Genomic DNA, 20,105 nt, shown 5'->3' on the forward strand with positions numbered 1-20,105 from the left:
TTGACTGGTTTGTTGACACTTCCAGTCTGGCACGTTGATGCCGTATCAGGAGGGAGGAGTCCATCCCATTGATTCAGTATGGTCAGCGCGTCTGAACTGGGCTGGGGATTGGATCGGATTATCGAGGTGGCCGACAACCGGGTGGGCGATGCACCGATGTGGTCGGAGAGGAAATAGCAGCACATCCTGCTTCAGGGTTTGGCCGCAACGCCAATTTTAACCGACAGCTGGCAGGTCTCGATTTGTGCCGCCATGTAATTATTAATAGATAATTGCTCTAAAAAGCGCTCCAACACCAGATTAGGCCGCCTGCCTTTGCGCGTAACCACACTGAGTGGTACGTCATAGTGAAGGCGATGAGGGTGGAGTGTTCTCATCATTTCCTGCGTCACCCACGTATTGGCATAGTGATCTGGAAGAAAGCCGATAAAACTGCCTGTGAGAATCAGAAAGGCGATGCCCTCCCGGTCAGATGCAGTTGCTGTGCAGTTCAATGTCTGATGAGTGTCTATGGCATCCGCTGGCAGTCGGTAGCTAGGGGCCACGGCATCGGCATTGCGTAGTTCCTCGTCCGTTATCTCCGCATCAGGACGCCCAAAAAATGAATGCTCCCGGCTGCAATAGAGCAAGGAGCGTTCTGCGTAGAGTGGCATGTATTCCAGTCCCGCCAGGGGGCTGATCAATGGGACCACACCCACATTGAGGTGCCCATCAAGAACCCCTAGCTCAATATCGCTAGGTGTCATCATCCCGATATTGATATGTACGCTAGGGCCTTGTGCTCGTAGCGACTTCAAGGCTTGGGTGATGCGCATGTGCGGCTGGGTCACCATGTTGTTGATGATGCCGATGTTGAGCTCGCCGCGCAGCTGGCGGTGCAGCTGGTTGACCTCGCTGCGGAAGCCCTCGATGGCGGCGAGCAGGGTCTGGCTCGCGCGCAACACCTCGCGCCCTTCGTCGGTGAGCGCGAAGCCGGCGCGGCCGCGTTGGCATAGGCGCATTCCCAGCCGCTTCTCCAAGTCTCCCATGTGCAGGCTGATGGCCGAGCGGCTGATGCCCAGCACCCCTTCGGCGGCCGTGAAGCTGCCGCATTCCACCACGGTCTTGAATAGGCGGAGCAAACGGATTTCGAAATCGCTGACTTGGCTGAGTGTCTTCTTTGCAGTCATTCGGTAAATTAAATCTAATCTAAGCGTGAATACGATGCTATTTAACTCACCATACAACCTGATGCAACCTATGGCTGTCAACACATCAACCGCTGGGAGCCATGTACGAACTCTCCGATTGTGAACTCTACAGAACAACCTATGCCATGCATGTGACGGTTATGCTGGCAGGGCAGGCGTTGGCGGCGTTCATTGTTAGTGCATGACGAACGTGCCTGATTGATTGTCAGCGGGGAAATTCTTGAAAATCAACTGCTTGAAATGTGGTTGCGAACAGTTTTTGTAGAAGATTTGTAGAAATTGTAGAAGGAATTTAGGGACGGAAACCGGCGTTTCCAGAGAAGGGAGAAACAACTAAGCCCTTGATTTCTCAAGGGCTTAGTTGTGTTGACTGGCGGAGAGGGAGGGGTTCCTGTTGAAAACAACAAAATCAATTACCCATCAACACCTTACATGCCTTGATGATTACAGGGGTTTCCTGTCACATTTCAATTTTATGGGGAGACTTATGGGCAGCGCCAACAGATGGTGGGCAATGCTATTCCGCCTGCCTTCACTTTTTATCTTGCCCAAGCACTCAAGAATGTAAGTGCCGATATGGAGCCATAAGGGGGGCGGATGTACGACGCCATTCATGCTGCTAGATAGGCTCGATGAGTCCGGTGCGGATATGGTTAAGCTGTTGGGTGGAGACGAACTCCTCGCGCAGGTGTTGGTTAGTGATGTGATTATGGCTGAGTATGGCCAGTCAGCGGGGGACCTTCCTGGTTTAGCAAAGCTGGCACGGAACGCACCCTTGATCTTGGCTGGTCTTCTGATTGGGTCGTTGGCCAACATGGAGTTGTCAGGCCACGTCGATATGGTGCAGATCCTCAGGAAGGGCATGAGGGTTGTACATCACTTCGCCCATAAGCCTCCAGTTACCTGCTCCTACAGCCAAGGCGAAACTCGGGCGCACATGGAAGCCAAGGCCGCAATCTTCAAATTCTTCCAAGCCAAGGGTATGCGAGTGGAAGTTGAATACCCGCTTCAGAATGGTAAGCAACGAGCCGACGTCATCGCTTGGGGAACACAACACACACTGGTCTTTGAGGTTCAGCATTCTCCTATTGCTCCAGAAGCAATTGCCAAGCGCACTGAGGATTACTCGAAGCAAGGCTTGCCTGTCATATGGCTACCTCTGCTGAACGCAGAAAAGCTTCTTGGTGTCGCCTGCACCCAACGGGAAAAGCACACGATAGTGCCCGACGAGATCAGCAGGGGTCTTCAGGTTGAAGTAGTAGACCCCGCTAGAGTGCTTGATTGTGTGTGCTATATGCGCCATTTTCATGCCCCGAGTGTATAACACCGGTGTGCAATAGGCATGAAAAAACCCTTGGTTCTCAACAATTTGCTGAAATATCAAGGGCTTGTAGTGTACTGGCGGAGAGGGAGGGATTCGAACCCTCGGTACGGGAACCCGTACGCCTGATTTCGAGTCAGGTACATTCGACCACTCTGCCACCTCTCCGCGGTCAATGAGAGGCGAATTATATGGATGAGATTCGGCCCTGTCAACAGTCTGGTATCGTTCTGCCTTTCCCCGTTGTGCTTGGTACACTGCTCGCATGAAACCCGGCCGATGCCGTCGGCCTCCTACCTTTATATCCCGACTGATCGCAGTCGCTTCAGCAGCAGAGGGCAGTGTGAAACTAGCGTCCCGTCTCGACAGTATTTCCCCGTTCCAGGTCATGGCCATCCTGGAGAAGGCCCGTGCCTTGCAAGCGCAGGGGCACGATGTGATCCATCTCGAAGTGGGTGAACCGGACTTCGCCACGCCGCCCGCCATCGTCGAAGCAGGACGACAGGCCCTGGCCCAGGGAGATACCTTCTATACGGCAGCACAGGGGCTGCCCGAACTGCGCCAGGCGATTGCCGGCTTCTACGCCAGCCGTCATGGCGTGGAGCTCGATCCGGCGCGCATCATCGTCACGCCGGGAGCCTCCGGCGCCTTGCAGATCGCGCTGACCTTGCTGGTGGAAGAGGGTAGCGAGGTGGTGATGGCCGATCCGACCTACCCCTGCAATCGCCACTTCGTCAGCCTGCTGGGCGGGGTGCTGCGCGCGGTGGAGGTGGGGCCCGAGAGCCGCTACCAGCTCCAGGCGGCACAGTTGGACGCCGCCTGGAGCGAGCGCACGGCGGCGGCCATGGTGGCGAGCCCGGCCAATCCCACCGGCACATTGCTGAGTGCAACCGAGCTGGCCGAGCTGGCCGAGGTATGTCGCCGCCGGGGTGGCGCGCTGATCGTTGACGAGATCTATCACGGCCTGACCTACGGCGTGGACGCGCCGAGCGTGCTGCAGGTGGCGGACGAAGCCTTGGTGATCAACAGTTTCTCCAAGTACTTCCAGATGACCGGTTGGCGCCTGGGCTGGCTGGTGGTGCCGCCGCAACTGGTGGAACCAGCGATCCGGCTGGCGCAGAACCTGTTCCTGTGCCCGCCGGCGCCGGCGCAGCGTGCGGCGCTGGTGGCATTTCAGCCAGAGACGCTGGCCTTGTTGGAGGAGCGGCGCGCCGAGTTCGGCCGGCGCCGCGACTTCCTGCTCGAAGCACTGCCCAGCCTGGGCTGGCGCATTCCGGTACAGCCGGAAGGAGCGTTCTACGTCTATGCCGACGTCAGCACGGTGACCGATGACAGCTTCGGCTATTGCCAGCGTCTGTTGGACGAAGTGCACGTGGCGATCACGCCGGGAGCGGATTTCGGCGCCTACCACGCCGAGCGGCACGTGCGGGTGGCCTACACGACGGGCATCGACCGCCTGGCCGAAGCGGTACGGAGGATGGCGCGCGCCGGCTGAGTAGCGGGGTGGCGGAGGCGATCCTCCTGTCCTCTGCCGGCAAGCCGATGAAGTTCAAGTGCTATTTCACACTATTTTTGTTTTTTCTGGATTTTGTTATCTATTTTGCCAGATAGACAAAAAAATTGGTTTTAATGGCATGTGAGCGGGAACTCTGACGTTCTGAAATCTCTCTCTTGACGGGAGGGCGTGGCTTTTGGCCGTGCCCGCATCGATGACCCCGCCGTTGCCATGTGTTGACGGCCTCGACCACCCTGGGAGGAAGCCTATGCACGCCACGTCCTTCATCCATGACCTTGCCGTGATCATGCTGATAGCCGGCCTGGTCACGGTGTTGTTTCACCGCCTGCGTCAGCCGGTGGTACTGGGCTATATCGTGGCCGGGGTGATCATCGGCCCGTACACGCCGCCGTTCGCTCTCATCCAGGACGAAGCCACGGTCAAGACCTTGGCCGAACTTGGCGTGGTGTTCCTGATGTTCTCGCTCGGGCTTGAGTTCAGCCTGAAGAAACTGGCCAGTGTCGGCGTCACCGCGCTGTTGGCGGCGCTGACCGAAATCGTGGCGATGGTGGCCATCGGCTTTCAGATCGGCAAGTACTTCGGCTGGGCCACGATGGATTCGGTGTTCCTCGGTGCCATGCTGGCGATCTCGTCGACCACCATCATCGTCAAGGCGCTGGACGAGCTGGGGCTCAAAAACGAGCGCTTCGCGCAAATGATTTTTGGCATCCTCATTGTCGAGGATATTCTTGCCATCGGCATGATCGCCTTGCTGTCCGGCATCGCCATCAGCGGACGGGTCGAGGCAGGAGCGGTGCTGAGCACGCTGGGCCAGCTGTCGCTGTTCATGGTGGTGGCGCTGGTGCTGGGCATCCTGATAGTGCCGCGCCTGTTGGCCTACGTGGCGCGCTTCGAGAGCCGCGAGATGTTGCTGGTGACGGTGCTCGGGCTGTGCTTCGGTTTCTGCCTGCTGGTGCTGCAACTGGAGTACAGCATTGCGCTGGGGGCGTTCCTGATCGGGGCGATCATGGCGGAGTCGCGCGAGCTGAAGCAGATCGAGCACTTGGTCGAGCCGATCCGCGACATGTTCAGCGCGATCTTCTTCGTCGCCATCGGTCTGTTGCTCGACCCGGCGGTGCTGCTGCAGTACGCCTGGCCGATCGCGTTGATCACCGTGGCGGTGGTGGTCGGCAAGGTGGTTACCTGCAGCCTCGGCACCTTCGTCGCCGGCAACGACGGCCGCACCGCGATGCGGGTGGGGATGGGGCTGGCGCAGATCGGCGAGTTTTCCTTCATCATCGCCGCGCTCGGCTTGTCGTTGAAGGTGACCAGCGATTTCCTCTACCCGGTGGCGGTGGCCGTTTCGGCGTTGACGACCTTGTTCACCCCCTATTTGATCCGCGCTGCCGAACCGTTTGCCGGGCTGGTGAACCGGCTCTCGCCCGAACCGGTTAAGCGCGGCCTGGGGTATTACACCGCGTGGTTGCAGAGCATTCAGCCGCAAGAGGAGCGCGCCGAACTGCTGGCCATCGTCCGCCGCATCGTGCTGCACGTGCTGGTCAACCTGTGCCTGGTGACCGCGATCTTCCTGGCCGCCGCCTACTTCGGGCCGGAGTGGCTGACGAGTCAGGGCGACGCGCGCCTGGTCAACGCGCTGCTGTGGAGTGCGGCGCTGCTGTTGTCGGTGCCATTTCTGGTGGCGATCTACCGCAAGCTCAAGGCGCTGGCAATGCTGCTGGCGGAACTCTCGGTACGGCCGGAGATGGCCGGCCAGCTCACCACAGCCTCGCGGCGCGTGATCGCCGAACTGATCCCGGTGGGGGCGCTGATCGGCATCCTGCTGTTCCTGTCAGCGCTGAGCGTGAGCATCCTGCCGCCGAGCGAGGTGCTGCTGGTGATTGTGCTGGCGGTGGGGGCGGTAGCGGTGCTGTTCTGGAAGCGCCTGATCCAGCTGCACTCGCGGCTGCAGATCGCCTTGTACGAGACGATGCACCCGCCGGCCCCGTGATGGCGGGGAATAAAAAAACGGCAGCTGGTGAGCTGCCGTGTTTTTTCGCAGGCTAAGGTTGGCCGAAGGCTTCGGCCAACCTTGTCGAAGCGATCAGTTGTTCTGGATCACGATCTTGGGAAACTTGCTGGAGAAGTCCTGCGCCTTCTCGCCGACCTTGACCGCCACGCGGCGCGCGATGGCCTGGTAGGCGGCGGCGATCGGGCCGTTCGGGTCCGCCACCACGCTCGGCTTGCCTTCGTCCACCGCCTGGCGGATGGCGAGGTCGAGCGGCAGCGAGCCCAACAGCTCGACACCGTACTCCTCGGTCATCTTGGCGGCGCCGCCGCTGCCGAAGATGTGTTCGGCGTGGCCGCAGTTGGAGCAGATGTGGATCGCCATGTTCTCCACCAGGCCCAGGATCGGCACGCTGACCTTCTCGAACATCTTCAGCCCCTTGCGTGCGTCGAGCAGGGCGATGTCCTGCGGCGTGGTGACGATCACGGCGCCGGTCACCGGCACCTTCTGCGCCAGCGTCAGCTGGATGTCGCCGGTGCCCGGCGGCATGTCGATCACCAGGTAGTCCAGATCGTCCCAGCGCGTGTCGTTGAGCAGCTGCTGCAGCGCCTGGCTCACCATCGGGCCGCGCCAGACCATGGCCTGGTCGGTGTCGACCAGGTAGCCGATCGACATGGTCTGCACGCCATAATTCACCACCGGCTGCAGCGACTTGCCGTCGGTTTCCGGTTTCCGCCCCTGCAGGCCCATCATCAGCGGTTGCGACGGGCCGTAGATGTCAGCGTCCAGCAGGCCGACACGGGCGCCTTCGGCCGCCAGCGCCAACGCCAGGTTGACGGCGGTGGTGGATTTGCCGACGCCGCCCTTGCCGGACGCCACGGCGATGATGTTCTTCACGCCAGGCAGCAACGGCACGCCGCGCTGGGCAGCATGGCTGACGATCTGGCTGCTGACGCCGACCTTGACGGCGCGGCCTTCGGCCAACGGTGCCAGCGCGTTCTCGAAAGCGCCGCGCACGGCGTCGAACTGGCTCTTGGCCGGGTAGCCCAGCACCACGTCGAGCGTGATCTCGCTGTCGCTGACGCGCAGGTTCTTGACCGCCTTGGCAGCGGTGTACGGTTTGCCGGTGTTGTCGTCGATCAGGCCGGAGAGGGCCTGGAGTACCTGGGTATCTGTCAGTGCCATGGTGTCGGAAGAGTCGGAAGTGGTGGCGTCGCGGCCGAAGAGTCGGGTCAGTTTCTGGAACATGGCCGGGGACCGGGTTGAAAATACCTGACCAGTTTACTCGAATTCTGCCTTGCGCGCAGGGCATGGGCGGGCGCTTGGCGCCGGTGCGCTTAAGGCGCCGCAGCCCGCTGCGAGCCGTCGGCACGTCGGCGTTGCCGGTGCTAGCCGTGCGCCGCGCGATGCATTAAAATGCCCCTCACACGTCGTACCCGCCACGGACTACCGCCGTGGCGCCCCCTGAAGAGGGCGGCCCGTTCCACAAGAACGAGCCGGCCTCTTCCGTTGTGCCTCCATGGAAACGCGGCAAGGTCTTGGCCCGCTCCAAGGCGGCCGGTCCTGCTGTTATAATCGATCGCTTGAGATTCGAACCAGGGACCCCCGAATGACCTCCCCACGCAAGATTCTGGTGACCAGCGCCCTGCCGTACGCCAACGGCGCGATTCACCTCGGCCACATGGTCGAACACATCCAGACCGATGTCTGGGTGCGCTTCCAGAAAATGCGCGGCCACGCCTGCCATTACGTCTGTGCCGACGACACCCATGGCACGCCGATCATGCTCGCCGCCGAGAAGCAGGGCATCACGCCCGAGCAGCTGATCGAGCGCGTCAAGGCCGAGCACCTGGCCGATTTCACCGGCTTCCACATCGGCTACGACAACTACTACAGCACCAACAGCCCGGAAAACAAGCACTTCGCCGAGCACATCTACCGCACGCTGCGCGCCAACGGCAAGATCGTGTCGCGCACCATCGAGCAGCTGTTCGATCCGGAAAAACAGATGTTCCTGCCGGACCGCTTCGTCAAGGGCGAGTGCCCCAAGTGCGGCACCAAGGACCAGTACGGCGACAACTGCGAGAGCTGCGGCGCCACCTACAGCCCGACCGACCTGAAGAATCCGTACTCGGCGGTGTCCGGTGCCACGCCGGTGCTGAAATCGTCCGAGCATTACTTCTTCCGCCTGGGCGATTGCGCCGATTTCCTCAAGGCCTGGACCGCCGGTTCCAGCGTGCGCGCCGATGGCGAAACCCAGCCGCACCTGCAGCCTGAATCCCTCAACAAGATGAACGAGTGGATCGAGGGCGGCCTGCACGACTGGGACATCAGCCGCGACGCCCCGTACTTCGGCTTCGAGATTCCCGACGCACCGGGCAAGTACTTCTACGTCTGGCTCGACGCCCCGATCGGCTACATGGCGAGCTTCAAGAACCTGTGCGAGAAGAGCGGTCTGGATTTCGACGACTACTTCCGCCCGGATTCCGACGCCGAGCTGTACCACTTCATCGGCAAGGACATCCTGTACTTCCACGCCCTGTTCTGGCCGGCGATGCTGAAGTACTCCGGCTACCGCGCCCCGACCGGTGTGTTCGCCCACGGCTTCCTCACCGTGGACGGGCAGAAGATGTCCAAGTCGCGCGGCACCTTCATCACCGCCAAGAGCTACCTCGACTGCGGCCTGAACCCGGAATGGATGCGCTACTACGTCGCCGCCAAGCTGAACGCCCGCATCGAGGACATCGACCTGTCGCTCGACGATTTCGTGGCGCGCGTCAACTCCGACCTGATCGGCAAGTTCGTCAACATCGCCAGCCGCGCCGCCGGCTTCATCACCAAGCGTTTTGGCGGCCGTCTGGCGGAGAGCGTATCCAGCTCCGCGCTGGCGAGCCCGGTGTGCCATGCCGCGCAGTGCGAACACCCGTTGCTGCAGCAGTTGGCCGAAAGCAGCGCGACGCTGGCCGCGGCTTACGAGGCGCGTGAATACGCCCGCGCGCTGCGGGATGTGATGGCGCTGGCCGACGAGGTCAATGCCTACGTCGACGCCAACAAGCCGTGGGAACTGGCCAAACAGGAAGGGATGGAGGCGCGCCTGCACGAAGTCTGTACCGTGCTGGTCAACGCCTTCCGCCTGTTGGCCATCTACCTCAAGCCGGTGCTGCCGAAGCTGGCGGCCGACGTCGAGGCCTTCCTCAACATCGCCCCGCTCACGTGGGACGACGCCGACACCCTGCTGCTCGGCCACACCATCAAGCCGTACCAGCATCTGATGCAGCGCGTCGAGGCGGCTCAGATCGACAAACTGATCGAAGCGAACAAACAAAGCATGGAACAACAAGCTGCCCCGGCCGAGGCTTCGGCCAACTATGAGCCGCTCGCCGACACCATCACCATCGACGACTTCGCCAAGCTCGACCTGCGCGTCGGCAAGGTGCTGGCCTGCCAGTTCGTCGATGGTTCGGACAAGCTGCTGCAATTCACCGTCGACCTCGGTTTCGAGACGCGCAACATCTTCTCCGGCATCCGCCAGGCCTACCAGGAGCCCGACAAGCTGGTCGGCCGCAACGTCATCGTGGTGGCCAACCTGGCGCCGCGCAAGATGCGCTTCGGGGTGTCGGCCGGCATGATCGTCTGCGCCTCCGGCAACGACGACACGAGCGGGTTGTTCCTGCTCGATACCGACGATGGCGCCCAGCCGGGGATGCGCATCGGCTAAATAGTTGTTGTGTAAAAGAAAAATTAGGGTATACTGAGCCATTGACGCCTTGCCAGCCTCTTTGAAGCTGACAAGGCGTTTTCCATTCTAGAAGTCATCAAGCTGTCATCTCACGCTGCTACAGTGTGTCCATTCAACTGGGAACGTCGTGTTCCTGCCGTTGTCTATTGATTTATGTTGAGATTTCGTGAAAAGTTAAGTGTTGGTATGACAATGTTGTTGTTATTGAAAACAACAAGGAGAAAGTAATGCGTGTAAGTCAATTGCAGCCAGGCTGCAAAATTGTCGAGCGAAAAGACGACGGCCATGAGATCCGTTACGAAGTGATCCGTATCCGCCAGATCGGCAAGCAGTTCGAAGTGACCTTCCGGTCGGTGCTGGGTATGGCCAGCGCCCTCTATTCGGCCAACGCCTTCATCCCGGCCGCGGCCTGATCGCCGCCGCTGACGGCCCCTTGGGGCCGCCTCTCGGGATCGCCCCCCAAACCCCGTTCGCGCTCGGCGCCAACGGGGTTTGGCGTTTCAAGGGCATTGCCATCGCTCGTGGCGGCTGCTATCAACAGGACAGGGGGAAGGAGACGGACATGAGACAAATGACACGGCTGCTGCGCATTCATGGCAGGGTTCAGGGCGTGTGTTACCGCGACGGCGCCGTCGCGGAGGCGTCCCGTCTTGGGGTCAGCGGCTGGGTCCGCAACCGCCGCGATGGCACGGTCGAGGCATTGATCAGCGGCGAGCCGGAGAACTTGCTGGAGTTTGTTACCTGGGCGCGTAACGGCCCGCCAGCGGCCGAGGTCAGTATGGTCGAGGTACAGGAGTGCGTGGTGGACGCTTCGCTGGAGGGTTTCAGCTGCTGGCCGACACTCTGAGGTGGAGGCTGGGGAGGGCGTGCTTCGGCCTAGAATCATTAGTCTGACTTTTTTTCGAAAAACGCTTGACCGATCTGTAACCGAAGTTTATAGTTCGTCTCCTCGCTGCACGAGACGCTTCGCAAAGAAGTGCTTCGCAGCAACAGGTTTCTGACGCGGGGTGGAGCAGTCTGGTAGCTCGTCGGGCTCATAACCCGAAGGTCGTAGGTTCAAATCCTGCCCCCGCAACCAACATAAAGCCGTGAATTCTGCCAAGAATTCACGGCTTTTTGCTTGGGCGTCTGTTTTCGTTTGCTCCGCCCGCTGCCGCTACTCACTTCCTTCCCCTGACAGATCGCCTCCCCGCGTCGCGGCCAGCGAGTCCGGCAGCCGTGCTGCTGCTCGCCGCATGGCGCGGGGCCGACGCCTCGATCTGCCGCTGGAGCACTGTGGGCCGGGTGTCGTAATGCTTCGTCTCCCCCGGCCTCCTTCCGCCACCGTCAATGAATCTCGAATTGCCCCGCCAGTCTGGCCAGCTGGCGCGACTGGCTGGCCAAGAGGGTGATGACCTGGCCGGCTTCCTCGACATGCTGGTGTGATTCGGCGATCTGGGTGGCGACGTCGCCCATGCGCGCCGACAATTGCGCGGCGGAGGCCGATTGCTGGCTGTTGGTCATGGCCACGTCCTTCATCATGTCGTTGACCTGCAGCGTGGTGTCGCGCACGGCGGCCAGTTGCTGGGCGGTGCTCTGCTGCGTGGCGACGCCGGCACGGGTCGCCTCGGTGACGGTCTTCATGGTGGCGATGGTACCTTCTGCCGCCTGGTGCACGTTGTCGACCAGGGCGTTGATCTGCTCGGTACTGGCGCTGGTGCGTTCGGCCAGCTTGCGCACTTCGTCCGCCACCACGGCGAAGCCCCGGCCGCTTTCGCCGGCGCGCGCCGCCTCGATGGCGGCGTTGAGTGCCAGCAGGTTGGTCTGTTCGGCGATGTCGTGGATGGTCTGGGTGACCTGGCCGATGGCGTTGATGGCGTCGGACAGGGAGCGGATGGTGTCCTGCGCCGTTTCCACCGCCTGGGCGGCGTCTAGACTGCAGGAGCGTGAGCGCGCCATTTCCTGCTCGCCCGACTGGATCGCGTCGCGCGAGTGGGCCGACAGCTGTGAGGTATCGCTGGCATGTTGCGCGACTTGCTCGATCGACGAGGACAGCTGCTCGATGGCGCTGCTCATTTGCGTCACGCTGTGATTGCCGGCCTCCATGCGCTGCCGGATGTCGTTCAGGCTGTCGTTCATGTCGCCGGTGCCGGCGGCGAGGGAGCGGGCATTCATCTGCAACTCGTCGATCATCACCTTGAGATGCACCTGCATGTAGGCGAGGGTCTCTTCCAGATCGCCGCATTCACCCAGGCGATGGATGGCCAGCTCGTTGTTCAAGCGGCCTTCGGCGATGTCGTGGCACACCGCGCGCAGGCGGGCAAAGCGCCCGGCCCGCTGCCGCTCGAAGGCTACCCAGCCCGCCAGGGCCAACAAACCGCCGCTGGCCAGGGCATAGTCGACGGGCGAACTGCCGTGCCAGGCGAAATAGCCCAGTATGAGGCTCGTCAGTCCGCCGAAAGCCATGCGTACGCGCGTTTCCCGTATGCCGCCCGGACGGGGCTTGACCAGTTTCTGGCCGGCCGCCAGTTCGGCGTACCACTGCTCGGCGTGACGAATGGCCTCGCGTGAGGCCGGGCGGCGCACCGACATGTAGCCGACGGTACTGCCTTCCTGGCGTACCGGGATGACGAGGGCGTCAACCCAATAGTGGTCGCCGTTTTTGCAGCGGTTCTTGACGTAGCCGCGCCAGGGTTGGTCGGCCTTGACCGTGCGCCACAGGTCCTCGAACAGCACCGCCGGCATCTCCGGATGGCGCACGATGTGGTGATGGCTGCCGAGCAGTTCCTCACGGCTGAAACCGGATACCTGCACGAACAGGTCGTTGGCGTGGGTGATGACCCCCTGAGGGTCGGTACGCGTGACGATGATGCCTTCGGTAAAGGGCTTCTCGACGCCGCTGATGGGTAGATTCACTTTCATTCCCGCCCCCTTGTTTGATTCATTGTTCTGGCTGTTCCATTTTGGTTGGCCGAACGATAGGGGCGGTGACATCGTCATGGTATGACCTAGATCAACTCAGACGCGCTTTCGCTTTTCATGTAATTACATGTTGCCAATGGGGTTTTTATTGTTAACAACAAGCGTGATTTAGGGGGGCGACGAGGGGGGCGAGAGAAAAACCGGGCAGGAGGCCCGGTTGTTCAGCACCGCGCCGGGTCGCGGCGGAATACCCAGTGCCGCGCATCGGAGGCCTGGTCATCGAAGGCGTAGCCCTCGTAATCGAATGCTTTCAGCCGCTCCGGATCGGTGACGCGATGTTTGGCGGCCCAGCGCGCCATCAGTCCGCGCGCGCGCTTGGCGTAGAAGCTGATGATCTTGTATTGGCCATTCTTCCAATCCTGGAACACCGGGGTGATCACGGTGGCCGCGAGTTTCTTCGGCTTGACCGCCTTGAAGTATTCTTCGGAAGCCAGGTTGACCAAGACCGGAGCAGGGGCTTGGGCCAGACGGTGGCGCAGGGCGTCGGTCACGATGTCGCCCCAGAATTCGTACAGGTTCTTGCCGCGCGGGTTGGCGAGACGGGTGCCCATTTCCAGGCGGTAAGGCTGCATCAGGTCGAGCGGCTTGAGCACGCCGTAGAGCCCGGACAGCACGCGCAGATGCTGCTGCAGGTAGTCCAGTTCGTCCTCGTCCAGCTCGTTGGCATTGAGCCCTTCGTAGACGTCGCCCATGAAGGCGAGTACGGCCTGCTTGGCCTGGCCGGGCGTGAAAGGGCGCGCCCACTCGGCGTAGCGGCCGGCGTTGAGCACGGCCAGCGGGTCGCTGATGCCCATCAGCTGGCCGATTTCGGCCGGGCTGTGCTCACGCAGCACCTCAATCAGTTCGGCACTGTGGTCGAGAAAGTCCGGTTGGGTATAGTGCTCGGTGCGGGGCGGGGTGGCGTAGTCCAGCGTCTTGGCCGGGGAGATCACCATCAGCATGGGTGGGAGTCCTCGTGGTTCCGATGAGGCGATTGTACCGGATGTGCGTCGCCCGTACGGCGCGACAGCCGTGATCCGGCGCCGGAGAGACGCTAGAATGCCGGCAGTCGAGAAACAGGAGATCGGGCAATGCGGGTGCTGGTGCAGCGGGTGAGCGAAGCGGAGGTCAGGGTGGATGGCGCGGTGAGCGGGGCGATCGGGCCAGGTTTGCTGCTGCTGGTCGGCGTGGAGGAGGTGGACGAGCAGAGCGACATCGATTGGCTGGTGCGTAAGATCGCCCAGTTGCGTATTTTCAACGACGAGGCCGGAGTGATGAACCGCTCCGTGCTCGACGTGCGGGGCGAGGTGCTGGCCGTGAGCCAGTTCACGTTGTTCGCCAGCACCAGGAAAGGCAACCGCCCTTCCTACAGCCGTGCCGCGCGGGGCGACATCTCGGCGCCGATGTTCGAGCGCTTCGTGGCGACGTTGGCCGAAGCCTTGGGCAAGCCGGTGGCGACCGGGGTGTTCGGCGCCGACATGAAAGTGGGGTTGGTGAACGACGGTCCGGTGACTATCTGGCTGGACAGCCGGCAACAGGAGTGAGTCCGTACCGGCCTTCTTGCCCCACGAAAACAGCCCCGCTTTGCGGGGCTGTTTTCGTGGGGCATTGATTCCTGAACGCGCGCGGAAGTTTCGGCAGCCGTCCAGTGTGGCGGTGGGGGCCGCGGCAAGGAATCGTCCGCACTGCCGACCCGGAGCCAGCAGCGCAGACGTCTGGGCGTTACAGACCCTGCAGGCGGACGCGCTGGCCCGGTTGCAGCGAGACCACTTCGTCCGAGCCATTCCAGCGTTGCAGGTCGCTGTGACGCACGCCGAACTTGCGGGCGATGCTGAACATGGTATCGCCGCGCTGCACCACGTATTCGGCGGGCACCGCGCCGGTTGCTGCCGTGGTGGTGGCCGCGACCCGCATCAGGCTGTCGCGCGAAGCGGCGGCCAGGTAGCCGGTGCCGGCCGGGGCTTTGAGCTGCAAGGTCTGCCCTAGGCGGATGTCGTTGTCGGCCAGGCCGTTGAAGGCTTTCAGATCGCTGACCGTCAGATTGTAGCGGCGCGCAATATTGTAGAGCGTGTCACCCGACGCCACGATGTAGGTGGTGGCAACGGCCGGGGTTGCGCTGCTCGCGACTGCCGGGCCGGTTTCATTAGCCTTGCTGTTGGCGACACTCGCCTCGCTGGCCTTGACCGTCGGGGTATTGCTCGGAGCGGCGGTGTTGCCGGCGACGCTGACTTCGCTGGCTTTGACCTGCGGTGTGCTGCCCGGTGTCGCGGCGTTGGCGGCGACGCTGGCCTCGCTCGGCTTACTCACAGGGCTGCTGCTCTGGGGGGGCGTACTGGCGGCGCTACGCGCTGCGCCGGTGCTGTCCTGCAGGGTGGCCGCCGGTGGCGGTGCCACAGGGGTAGCGGCAGTAGTGGCGCGCACGGTAAGGGCGACGGGCTGGACGCCGCCACTCGGGGGCGTGCCGACCCTGACTGCCGGGCTGGCGCTGGCGACCAGCGTTGCTGTCGAAAGCGTGCCGGCCACGGTAGTGTCGCCGCCGCTATCGGTATCGGTGGTGGTGCTGTTGAGGTCGGCATTACCTTTCAGCGCCACCAGCAACGGCTTGCCGGCGCTGATGGTGGAACCCTTGACGCGGTTCACGGCCTGCAATTGGGCCGGGCTCATGCCGTAGCGGTCGGCCACGGCGGCCAGGTCTTCATCGGTGGCCGGGGTGTAAACCTGCCAGCTCAGCAGCGGCTTGTCCCACTTGTTGAGGTTGGCTTCGAATTTGTCGACGCGGTTGGCCGGGATCAGCATCTGGCGCCCGGCCTTGTGGGCGTAGACCGGCAGGTTGAAGGCCGGATTGAGTTCCTTGAACTCGCTCACCGACATGCCGGCCATTTTGGCGGCGACGTCCAGGTCCATATGACGACCGGTGGAAACCGCGACGAAGTAGGGCTTGTTGGGGAATTTGTCGAGCTTCAGGCCGAACTTGTCAGGGCTGGCGAGCAGGTTGCGCACCGCCAGCAGCTTGGGTACGTAGTTGCGCGTCTCGTTCGGCAGCTTGAGGTTTTCGTAGGTGGGCTCGAGGCCGGCGGCCTGGGCACGGGCGATGGCGCGTGTCAGGTTGCCTTCTCCCCAGTTGTACGCGGCGAGCGCCAGGTTCCAGTCGCCGAACAGGCCGTGCAGGTAATCGAGGTAGTCCAGCGCGGCGGAGGTGGAGGCGGTGACATCGCGGCGGCCATCGTACCACCAGGTCTGTTCCAGGCCGTAGTGGCGCCCGGTGGAGGGCATGAACTGCCACAATCCGGAGGCGCCGACTGGCGACTGGGCGGTGGCGACGAAGGCGCTCTCGACCGCCGGCAGCAGAGCGATCTCGGTCGGCATGCCGCGCCGTTCCACTTCGTTCATGATGTGGAACAGGTATTTGTGACTGCGTTCGAGAATGCGGCTGAAGTATTCGGGACGGGCGGCCAGGCTGCGTTCGTGGCGGCGCACCAGTTCGGTGTTGACCTCATCAAGCTGAAAGCCCTCGCGCACGCGCTGCCAGACGTTGTCGCCGTTACGCAGCAGGCTGGAGTTGAGCAGCATCATGTCGAGGCCGGTGGCCAGGCCTTCGTCCACCCCGATCGACTGGCGGAAGGCGCCCGAGTCTTCCGCGTGGACCAGCGGGGCGGCAGAAAATACAAATGACAACGAAAGTGCCAATGGTGTGATTCTTTTCATTTGGCGGGCCTGAAATCAGAAATTCTGGCCGATGCTATCGGCCAGAAAACGGGGTGTCAACACGAAAAAGCAAATAATTTCATGAGCTTTCGTCATATTTGACCAAGCTCGTGAAGCGTGCCATGACCGCATTTCCTATAGGGGGAATATAGCTTTTTTCTGTTTTAACGAAAGCTGTTTTTCCACTCACGTAGCACGGTGAAGACAGCCGCCGGCGTCGTCAGGGGAGCGCCGGCTCGCTGGGCTGCGCGGCGCGTCACGGCGTCGACCTCGGTGCGCAGAAAAGGATTGGTGGCGCGCTCCTTGTCCAGCGTCGACGGCAGCGTCGGCTCGCCTGCCGCAAGCGTGGCCTGGTCTTCGGCCAACCTTTGCCGGATGGCGTCATTATCGGGCTCCACCGCGGCGGCAAAGCGCAGGTTGGACAGGGTGTACTCGTGCGCCGGGTAGAGCCGGGTGCTGTCGGGCAGCGCCGCGATGCGGCCGAGCGAGGCGTGCATCTGCTCGGGCGAGCCCTCGAACAACCGGCCGCAGCCGGCACCGAACAGGGTGTCGCCGCAGAACAGCCGGCCATCGGCCAGGTAGGCCAGGTGGTCGAGGGTGTGGCCGGGCACTTCCAGCACGTCGAATTGGGCGCCCAGCAGCTCGAACCGAGAGCCGTCCATCACGGCTTCGTTGACCTGGGCGATCGATGCCGGGCCGATGATGCGCAGGTGTGGGTAATGCCGCGTCAGTTCGGCCAAGCCGCCGACGTGATCGGCGTGGTGATGGGTCACCAGCACCGCCTCAAGCGCCAGGCCGTGCGCCGCGAGGTGGGCCAGCACCGGCGCGGCGTCGCCCGGGTCGACCGCAACGGCACGGCCGGCTTGCTGCAAAAGCCAGATATAATTGTCGGAAAAGGCGGGCACGGGCGTGACGGTGAACATGAGTAGAGGTCGTCCTTCGATGATGGAATCATTTGGCCACTGGCTCACCTCTAGCGAGCTGGGACAGTATCTGCTCTCCAGGGAGCAGGCGTTCTACGACCGCACCGTGGCTGATGCCTTCGGTTTTCGCGCGGTGCAGGTGGGTCTGCCGCAGCTGGACTTCCTCGCCGCCAACCGTATTCCCTGGAAGGGCCGGGCCGGTCAGGAACCTGGCGCCGACGTGCGTTGTCTGCCCGAGCAGTTGCCGTTCGAGAGCCGCAGCCTGGATCTCGTGGTGTTGCCCCACATCCTGGATTTTAGCATCCATCCCCATCAGGTATTGCGCGAGGCCGAGCGCGTGCTGATGCCGGAGGGGCGGGTGGTGCTGACCGGCTTCAACCCGGTATCGCTGTGGGGCGTGCGCCGCTTGATAGAAGGGCGGCAGCAGGTGCCGTGGAACGCCCAGTTCCTGTCGCTGGTGCGGATTAGGGACTGGCTGACGCTGCTGGATCTGGAACCGGAAGGCGGCAGCTTCATGGGCTATTGTCCGCCGTTCGCGCGGGCCGACTGGCTCGAGCGCTTCCGCTTCATGGAGAAGGCCGGCGATCGCTGGTGGCCGCTGGCGGCCGGGGTGTACGGCATCCAGGCGATCAAGCGGCAGCGCGGCATGCGCCTGATCATGCCGCAATGGAAACCGGCCAAGGCCGCGAAAGGCCTGGCAGTGGCGGGGGGCAACGACCATCGCCACTCCGCCGGCCATCACACTAAAGAAAGCGTATGACCCAAGACATAGTCGAGATCTACCCCGATGGCGCCTGCAAGGGCAATCCCGGCCCCGGCGGCTGGGGGGTGCTGTTGCGCTTCAAGGGGCGCGAGAAGGAACTGTTCGGCGGCGAGCAGGGCACCACTAACAACCGCATGGAGCTGACCGCCGTGATCGAAGGCCTGGCGCAGCTCAAGCGTCCCTGCAAGGTGGCGGTGTACACCGACTCGCAGTACGTGCAGAAGGGCATTTCCGAGTGGATTCACGGCTGGAAGAAGCGCGGCTGGAAAACCGCGGCCAAGGAGCCGGTCAAAAACGCCGACCTGTGGCAGAAGCTTGACGCGCTGCAGACTGGACATCAGATCAGCTGGCACTGGGTCAAAGGGCACGCCGGTCACGAGTTCAACGAACGCGCCGACCAGCTCGCCAACCGTGGCGTCGAGACATTGAGCGCCTGAACCTAATCTTTTCGGCCAACCTTCAAACGTCGGCCGCGCAGCACAGAGCATCATGAGACAGATTATCCTCGATACCGAAACCACCGGCCTCGAACCGTCGCAGGGCCACCGCATCATCGAATTCGCCGGGCTGGAGATGGTGAATCGCAAGCTGACCGGGCGCTCGCTGCACCTCTATATCCATCCCGAGCGCGATATCGACCCCGATGCCGAACGCGTGCACGGCATCTCGCTCGACTTCCTGGCCGACAAGCCGCGCTTTGCCGCGGTCGGCCCCGAGATCGCCGACTTCCTGCGCGACGCCGAGCTGATCATCCACAACGCGCCGTTCGACGTCGGCTTCCTCAACGCCGAGTTCGACCGCATCGGCATCGAGCGCGTTTCCACGCTGTGCGCCAGCGTCATCGATACCCTGGTGATGGCGCGCGACCAGTTTCCCGGCAAGCGCAACAGCCTCGATGCGCTGTGCGACCGCTTCGAGATCGACCGCTCCAACCGCACCCTGCACGGCGCCCTGATCGACTGCGAACTGCTGGGCGAAGTCTATCTGTGGATGACGCGCGGCCAGAACAGTCTGGTGATGGACATCGATCTCGATGTCGGCGGCGGCGCCGATCTGGGGGCGCTCGAGTTCGAGCGCAAGCCGATCACGATCCTCCGTCCCAACGCCGAGGAGCTGGCCGCACACGCGACCTATCTCGACGACCTCGACAAGGCGGTCAAGGGCACCTGCCTGTGGCGCAGCCTGGAATCGCCGCCCGCCGCGGAGCCGCAGGCATGAGCCGCTATCTCGCACTGGTGCCGGCCGCTGGCTCCGGCTCGCGCTTTGGCGCGCCAAGCCCCAAGCAATACCTGCAACTCGACGGCAAGCCGCTGATGTGGCACACCCTGGCGACGCTGGCCGCGGTGCCGGCCATCGAGCGTGTGGCGCTGGTGATCTCGCCTGGCGACGAGTGGTTCGACAGCTATCGCTGGGAGGACATCGCCAAGCTCGAGGTGCACCGTGTTGGCGGCGCCAGCCGCGCCGAGAGCGTGCAGAACGGCCTCGCGGCGCTGGCTGCGGCGGACGACGACTGGGTGCTGGTGCACGATGCGGCGCGCTGCTGCCTCAGCGTGGCGGCGGTGGAGCGCCTGATCGCCACCCTGGCCGACGACGCCGTGGGCGGTCTGCTGGCGCTGCCGGTCGCCGATACCGTCAAACGCGCCAATGCCGAGCAGCGCGTCAGCGCCACGGTGCCGCGCGAACGGCTGTGGCTGGCACAGACGCCACAGATGTTCCGCGCGGGTCGCTTGGCCGAAGCGCTGGCCAAGGGGCCGGTCGACATCATGACCGACGAAGCCTCGGCCATCGAGCAGCTCGGCCTGCAGCCCCGGCTGGTGGAAGGCGAGGCGCAAAATTTCAAGGTCACCTGGCCGCGCGACCTGGCGTTGGCCAAGGCCTTGCTCGCCACCCGGCGCAGCTGAGCGCCGATCTCATCAAGCGGCGCTGCTTTCGCCGCGTGGGTGCTGGAGATGCCCGGCGCGGGCGCCTCTCGTGAAGAGATGCGTTCCGTCACGATCCTCATGGACAACGTGACCATTCCGGCG

The 20,105-nt window shown here is 62.8% G+C and carries 17 protein-coding genes, 2 tRNA genes and 1 pseudogene; 13 read left to right on the forward strand and 7 right to left on the reverse strand.

Translation table 11 applies throughout. The features are described 5' to 3' along the window. Positions 1–191 precede the first annotated feature (191 nt). The gene (locus AC3WG5_RS17730) at positions 192–1,169 is read right to left on the reverse strand and encodes a LysR family transcriptional regulator (protein WP_492569940.1); all 978 of its coding nucleotides are present in this window, start codon (positions 1,167–1,169) and stop codon (positions 192–194) included. Between the two features lie 477 nt (positions 1,170–1,646). Here AC3WG5_RS17730 and AC3WG5_RS17735 point away from each other — a divergent pair. Together AC3WG5_RS17735 and AC3WG5_RS17740 are read left to right on the forward strand one after the other, a co-directional pair. Continuing rightward, positions 1,647–1,778 (forward strand): annotated as a pseudogene (locus AC3WG5_RS17735) (hypothetical protein); the annotation flags it as partial. Positions 1,779–1,803: 25 nt separating this feature from the next. Continuing rightward, positions 1,804–2,514: a competence protein CoiA gene (locus AC3WG5_RS17740; protein WP_492569941.1), complete on the forward strand. Its 711-nt coding sequence runs from the start codon at positions 1,804–1,806 to the stop codon at positions 2,512–2,514. 75 nt (positions 2,515–2,589) lie between these two features. Here the strand turns inward: AC3WG5_RS17740 and AC3WG5_RS17745 are convergent. After that, positions 2,590–2,679, reverse strand: a tRNA-Ser gene (locus tag AC3WG5_RS17745). Positions 2,680–2,854: 175 nt separating this feature from the next. Between AC3WG5_RS17745 and AC3WG5_RS17750 the strand changes: the two genes are divergently transcribed. Both AC3WG5_RS17750 and AC3WG5_RS17755 read left to right on the forward strand, forming a co-directional pair. Continuing rightward, positions 2,855–4,006: a pyridoxal phosphate-dependent aminotransferase gene (locus AC3WG5_RS17750; protein WP_492569943.1), complete on the forward strand. Its 1,152-nt coding sequence runs from the start codon at positions 2,855–2,857 to the stop codon at positions 4,004–4,006. A 268-nt stretch (positions 4,007–4,274) separates the two neighbouring features. After that, positions 4,275–6,014 (forward strand): cation:proton antiporter, encoded by a 1,740-nt coding sequence (locus AC3WG5_RS17755; RefSeq protein ID WP_492569944.1) that lies wholly within the window; start codon positions 4,275–4,277, stop codon positions 6,012–6,014. A gap of 93 nt (positions 6,015–6,107) precedes the next feature. On the opposite strand, the gene apbC is transcribed toward AC3WG5_RS17755, so the two are convergent. Then, complete coding sequence (apbC, locus tag AC3WG5_RS17760; RefSeq protein ID WP_492569982.1) at positions 6,108–7,196, reverse strand: iron-sulfur cluster carrier protein ApbC; 1,089 nt, start codon at positions 7,194–7,196, stop codon at positions 6,108–6,110. Positions 7,197–7,620: 424 nt separating this feature from the next. Between apbC and metG the strand changes: the two genes are divergently transcribed. The 4 genes from metG to AC3WG5_RS17780 all read left to right on the forward strand — a co-directional run bounded on the left by metG (position 7,621) and on the right by AC3WG5_RS17780 (position 10,828). Further along, positions 7,621–9,729 (forward strand): methionine--tRNA ligase, encoded by a 2,109-nt coding sequence (metG, locus tag AC3WG5_RS17765; RefSeq protein WP_492569946.1) that lies wholly within the window; start codon positions 7,621–7,623, stop codon positions 9,727–9,729. A gap of 248 nt (positions 9,730–9,977) precedes the next feature. After that, entirely contained in the window at positions 9,978–10,163 is a 186-nt protein-coding gene (locus AC3WG5_RS17770; protein ID WP_492569948.1) for a hypothetical protein, read from the forward strand. A gap of 149 nt (positions 10,164–10,312) precedes the next feature. Continuing rightward, the gene (locus AC3WG5_RS17775) at positions 10,313–10,597 is read left to right on the forward strand and encodes an acylphosphatase (RefSeq protein ID WP_041702840.1); all 285 of its coding nucleotides are present in this window, start codon (positions 10,313–10,315) and stop codon (positions 10,595–10,597) included. Positions 10,598–10,751: 154 nt separating this feature from the next. Further along, positions 10,752–10,828: transfer RNA gene (locus tag AC3WG5_RS17780), tRNA-Met, on the forward strand. 248 nt (positions 10,829–11,076) lie between these two features. Here AC3WG5_RS17780 and AC3WG5_RS17785 read toward each other — a convergent pair. After that, positions 11,077–12,651, reverse strand: coding sequence for a methyl-accepting chemotaxis protein (locus AC3WG5_RS17785; RefSeq protein ID WP_492569951.1), 1,575 nt, complete (start codon positions 12,649–12,651; stop codon positions 11,077–11,079). 221 nt (positions 12,652–12,872) lie between these two features. Then, positions 12,873–13,652 (reverse strand): peroxide stress protein YaaA, encoded by a 780-nt coding sequence (yaaA, locus tag AC3WG5_RS17790; RefSeq protein WP_492569953.1) that lies wholly within the window; start codon positions 13,650–13,652, stop codon positions 12,873–12,875. 129 nt (positions 13,653–13,781) lie between these two features. Here yaaA and dtd point away from each other — a divergent pair, with 129 nt between their 5' ends. After that, positions 13,782–14,234 carry a D-aminoacyl-tRNA deacylase gene (gene dtd, locus AC3WG5_RS17795; RefSeq protein WP_482583028.1) on the forward strand — a complete coding sequence of 151 codons (453 nt, stop codon included), beginning with the start codon at positions 13,782–13,784 and terminating at the stop codon, positions 14,232–14,234. Between the two features lie 178 nt (positions 14,235–14,412). On the opposite strand, the gene AC3WG5_RS17800 is transcribed toward dtd, so the two are convergent. Then, positions 14,413–16,365: a lytic transglycosylase gene (locus AC3WG5_RS17800; RefSeq protein WP_492569955.1), complete on the reverse strand. Its 1,953-nt coding sequence runs from the start codon at positions 16,363–16,365 to the stop codon at positions 14,413–14,415. Between the two features lie 194 nt (positions 16,366–16,559). Further along, positions 16,560–17,318 (reverse strand): hydroxyacylglutathione hydrolase, encoded by a 759-nt coding sequence (gene gloB, locus AC3WG5_RS17805; RefSeq protein ID WP_492569957.1) that lies wholly within the window; start codon positions 17,316–17,318, stop codon positions 16,560–16,562. Between the two features lie 19 nt (positions 17,319–17,337). Here gloB and AC3WG5_RS17810 point away from each other — a divergent pair, with 19 nt between their 5' ends. Genes AC3WG5_RS17810 through ispD form a run of 4 tightly spaced genes read left to right on the forward strand, consistent with a single transcriptional unit; the run spans position 17,338 to position 19,982 of the window. Continuing rightward, positions 17,338–18,078: a class I SAM-dependent methyltransferase gene (locus AC3WG5_RS17810; RefSeq protein WP_492569959.1), complete on the forward strand. Its 741-nt coding sequence runs from the start codon at positions 17,338–17,340 to the stop codon at positions 18,076–18,078. Continuing rightward, the gene (gene rnhA, locus AC3WG5_RS17815; RefSeq protein WP_014086343.1) at positions 18,075–18,518 is read left to right on the forward strand and encodes a ribonuclease HI; all 444 of its coding nucleotides are present in this window, start codon (positions 18,075–18,077) and stop codon (positions 18,516–18,518) included. Before AC3WG5_RS17810 ends, rnhA begins: the two co-directional genes overlap by 4 nt. 52 nt (positions 18,519–18,570) lie before the next feature. Further along, entirely contained in the window at positions 18,571–19,299 is a 729-nt protein-coding gene (gene dnaQ / locus AC3WG5_RS17820) for a DNA polymerase III subunit epsilon (protein ID WP_294864170.1), read from the forward strand. Beyond that, positions 19,296–19,982, forward strand: coding sequence for a 2-C-methyl-D-erythritol 4-phosphate cytidylyltransferase (gene ispD, locus AC3WG5_RS17825; RefSeq protein ID WP_492569961.1), 687 nt, complete (start codon positions 19,296–19,298; stop codon positions 19,980–19,982). Before dnaQ ends, ispD begins: the two co-directional genes overlap by 4 nt. Positions 19,983–20,105: the final 123 nt, after the last annotated feature.

The organism is Pseudogulbenkiania sp. FW507-F1, assembly GCF_058781125.1.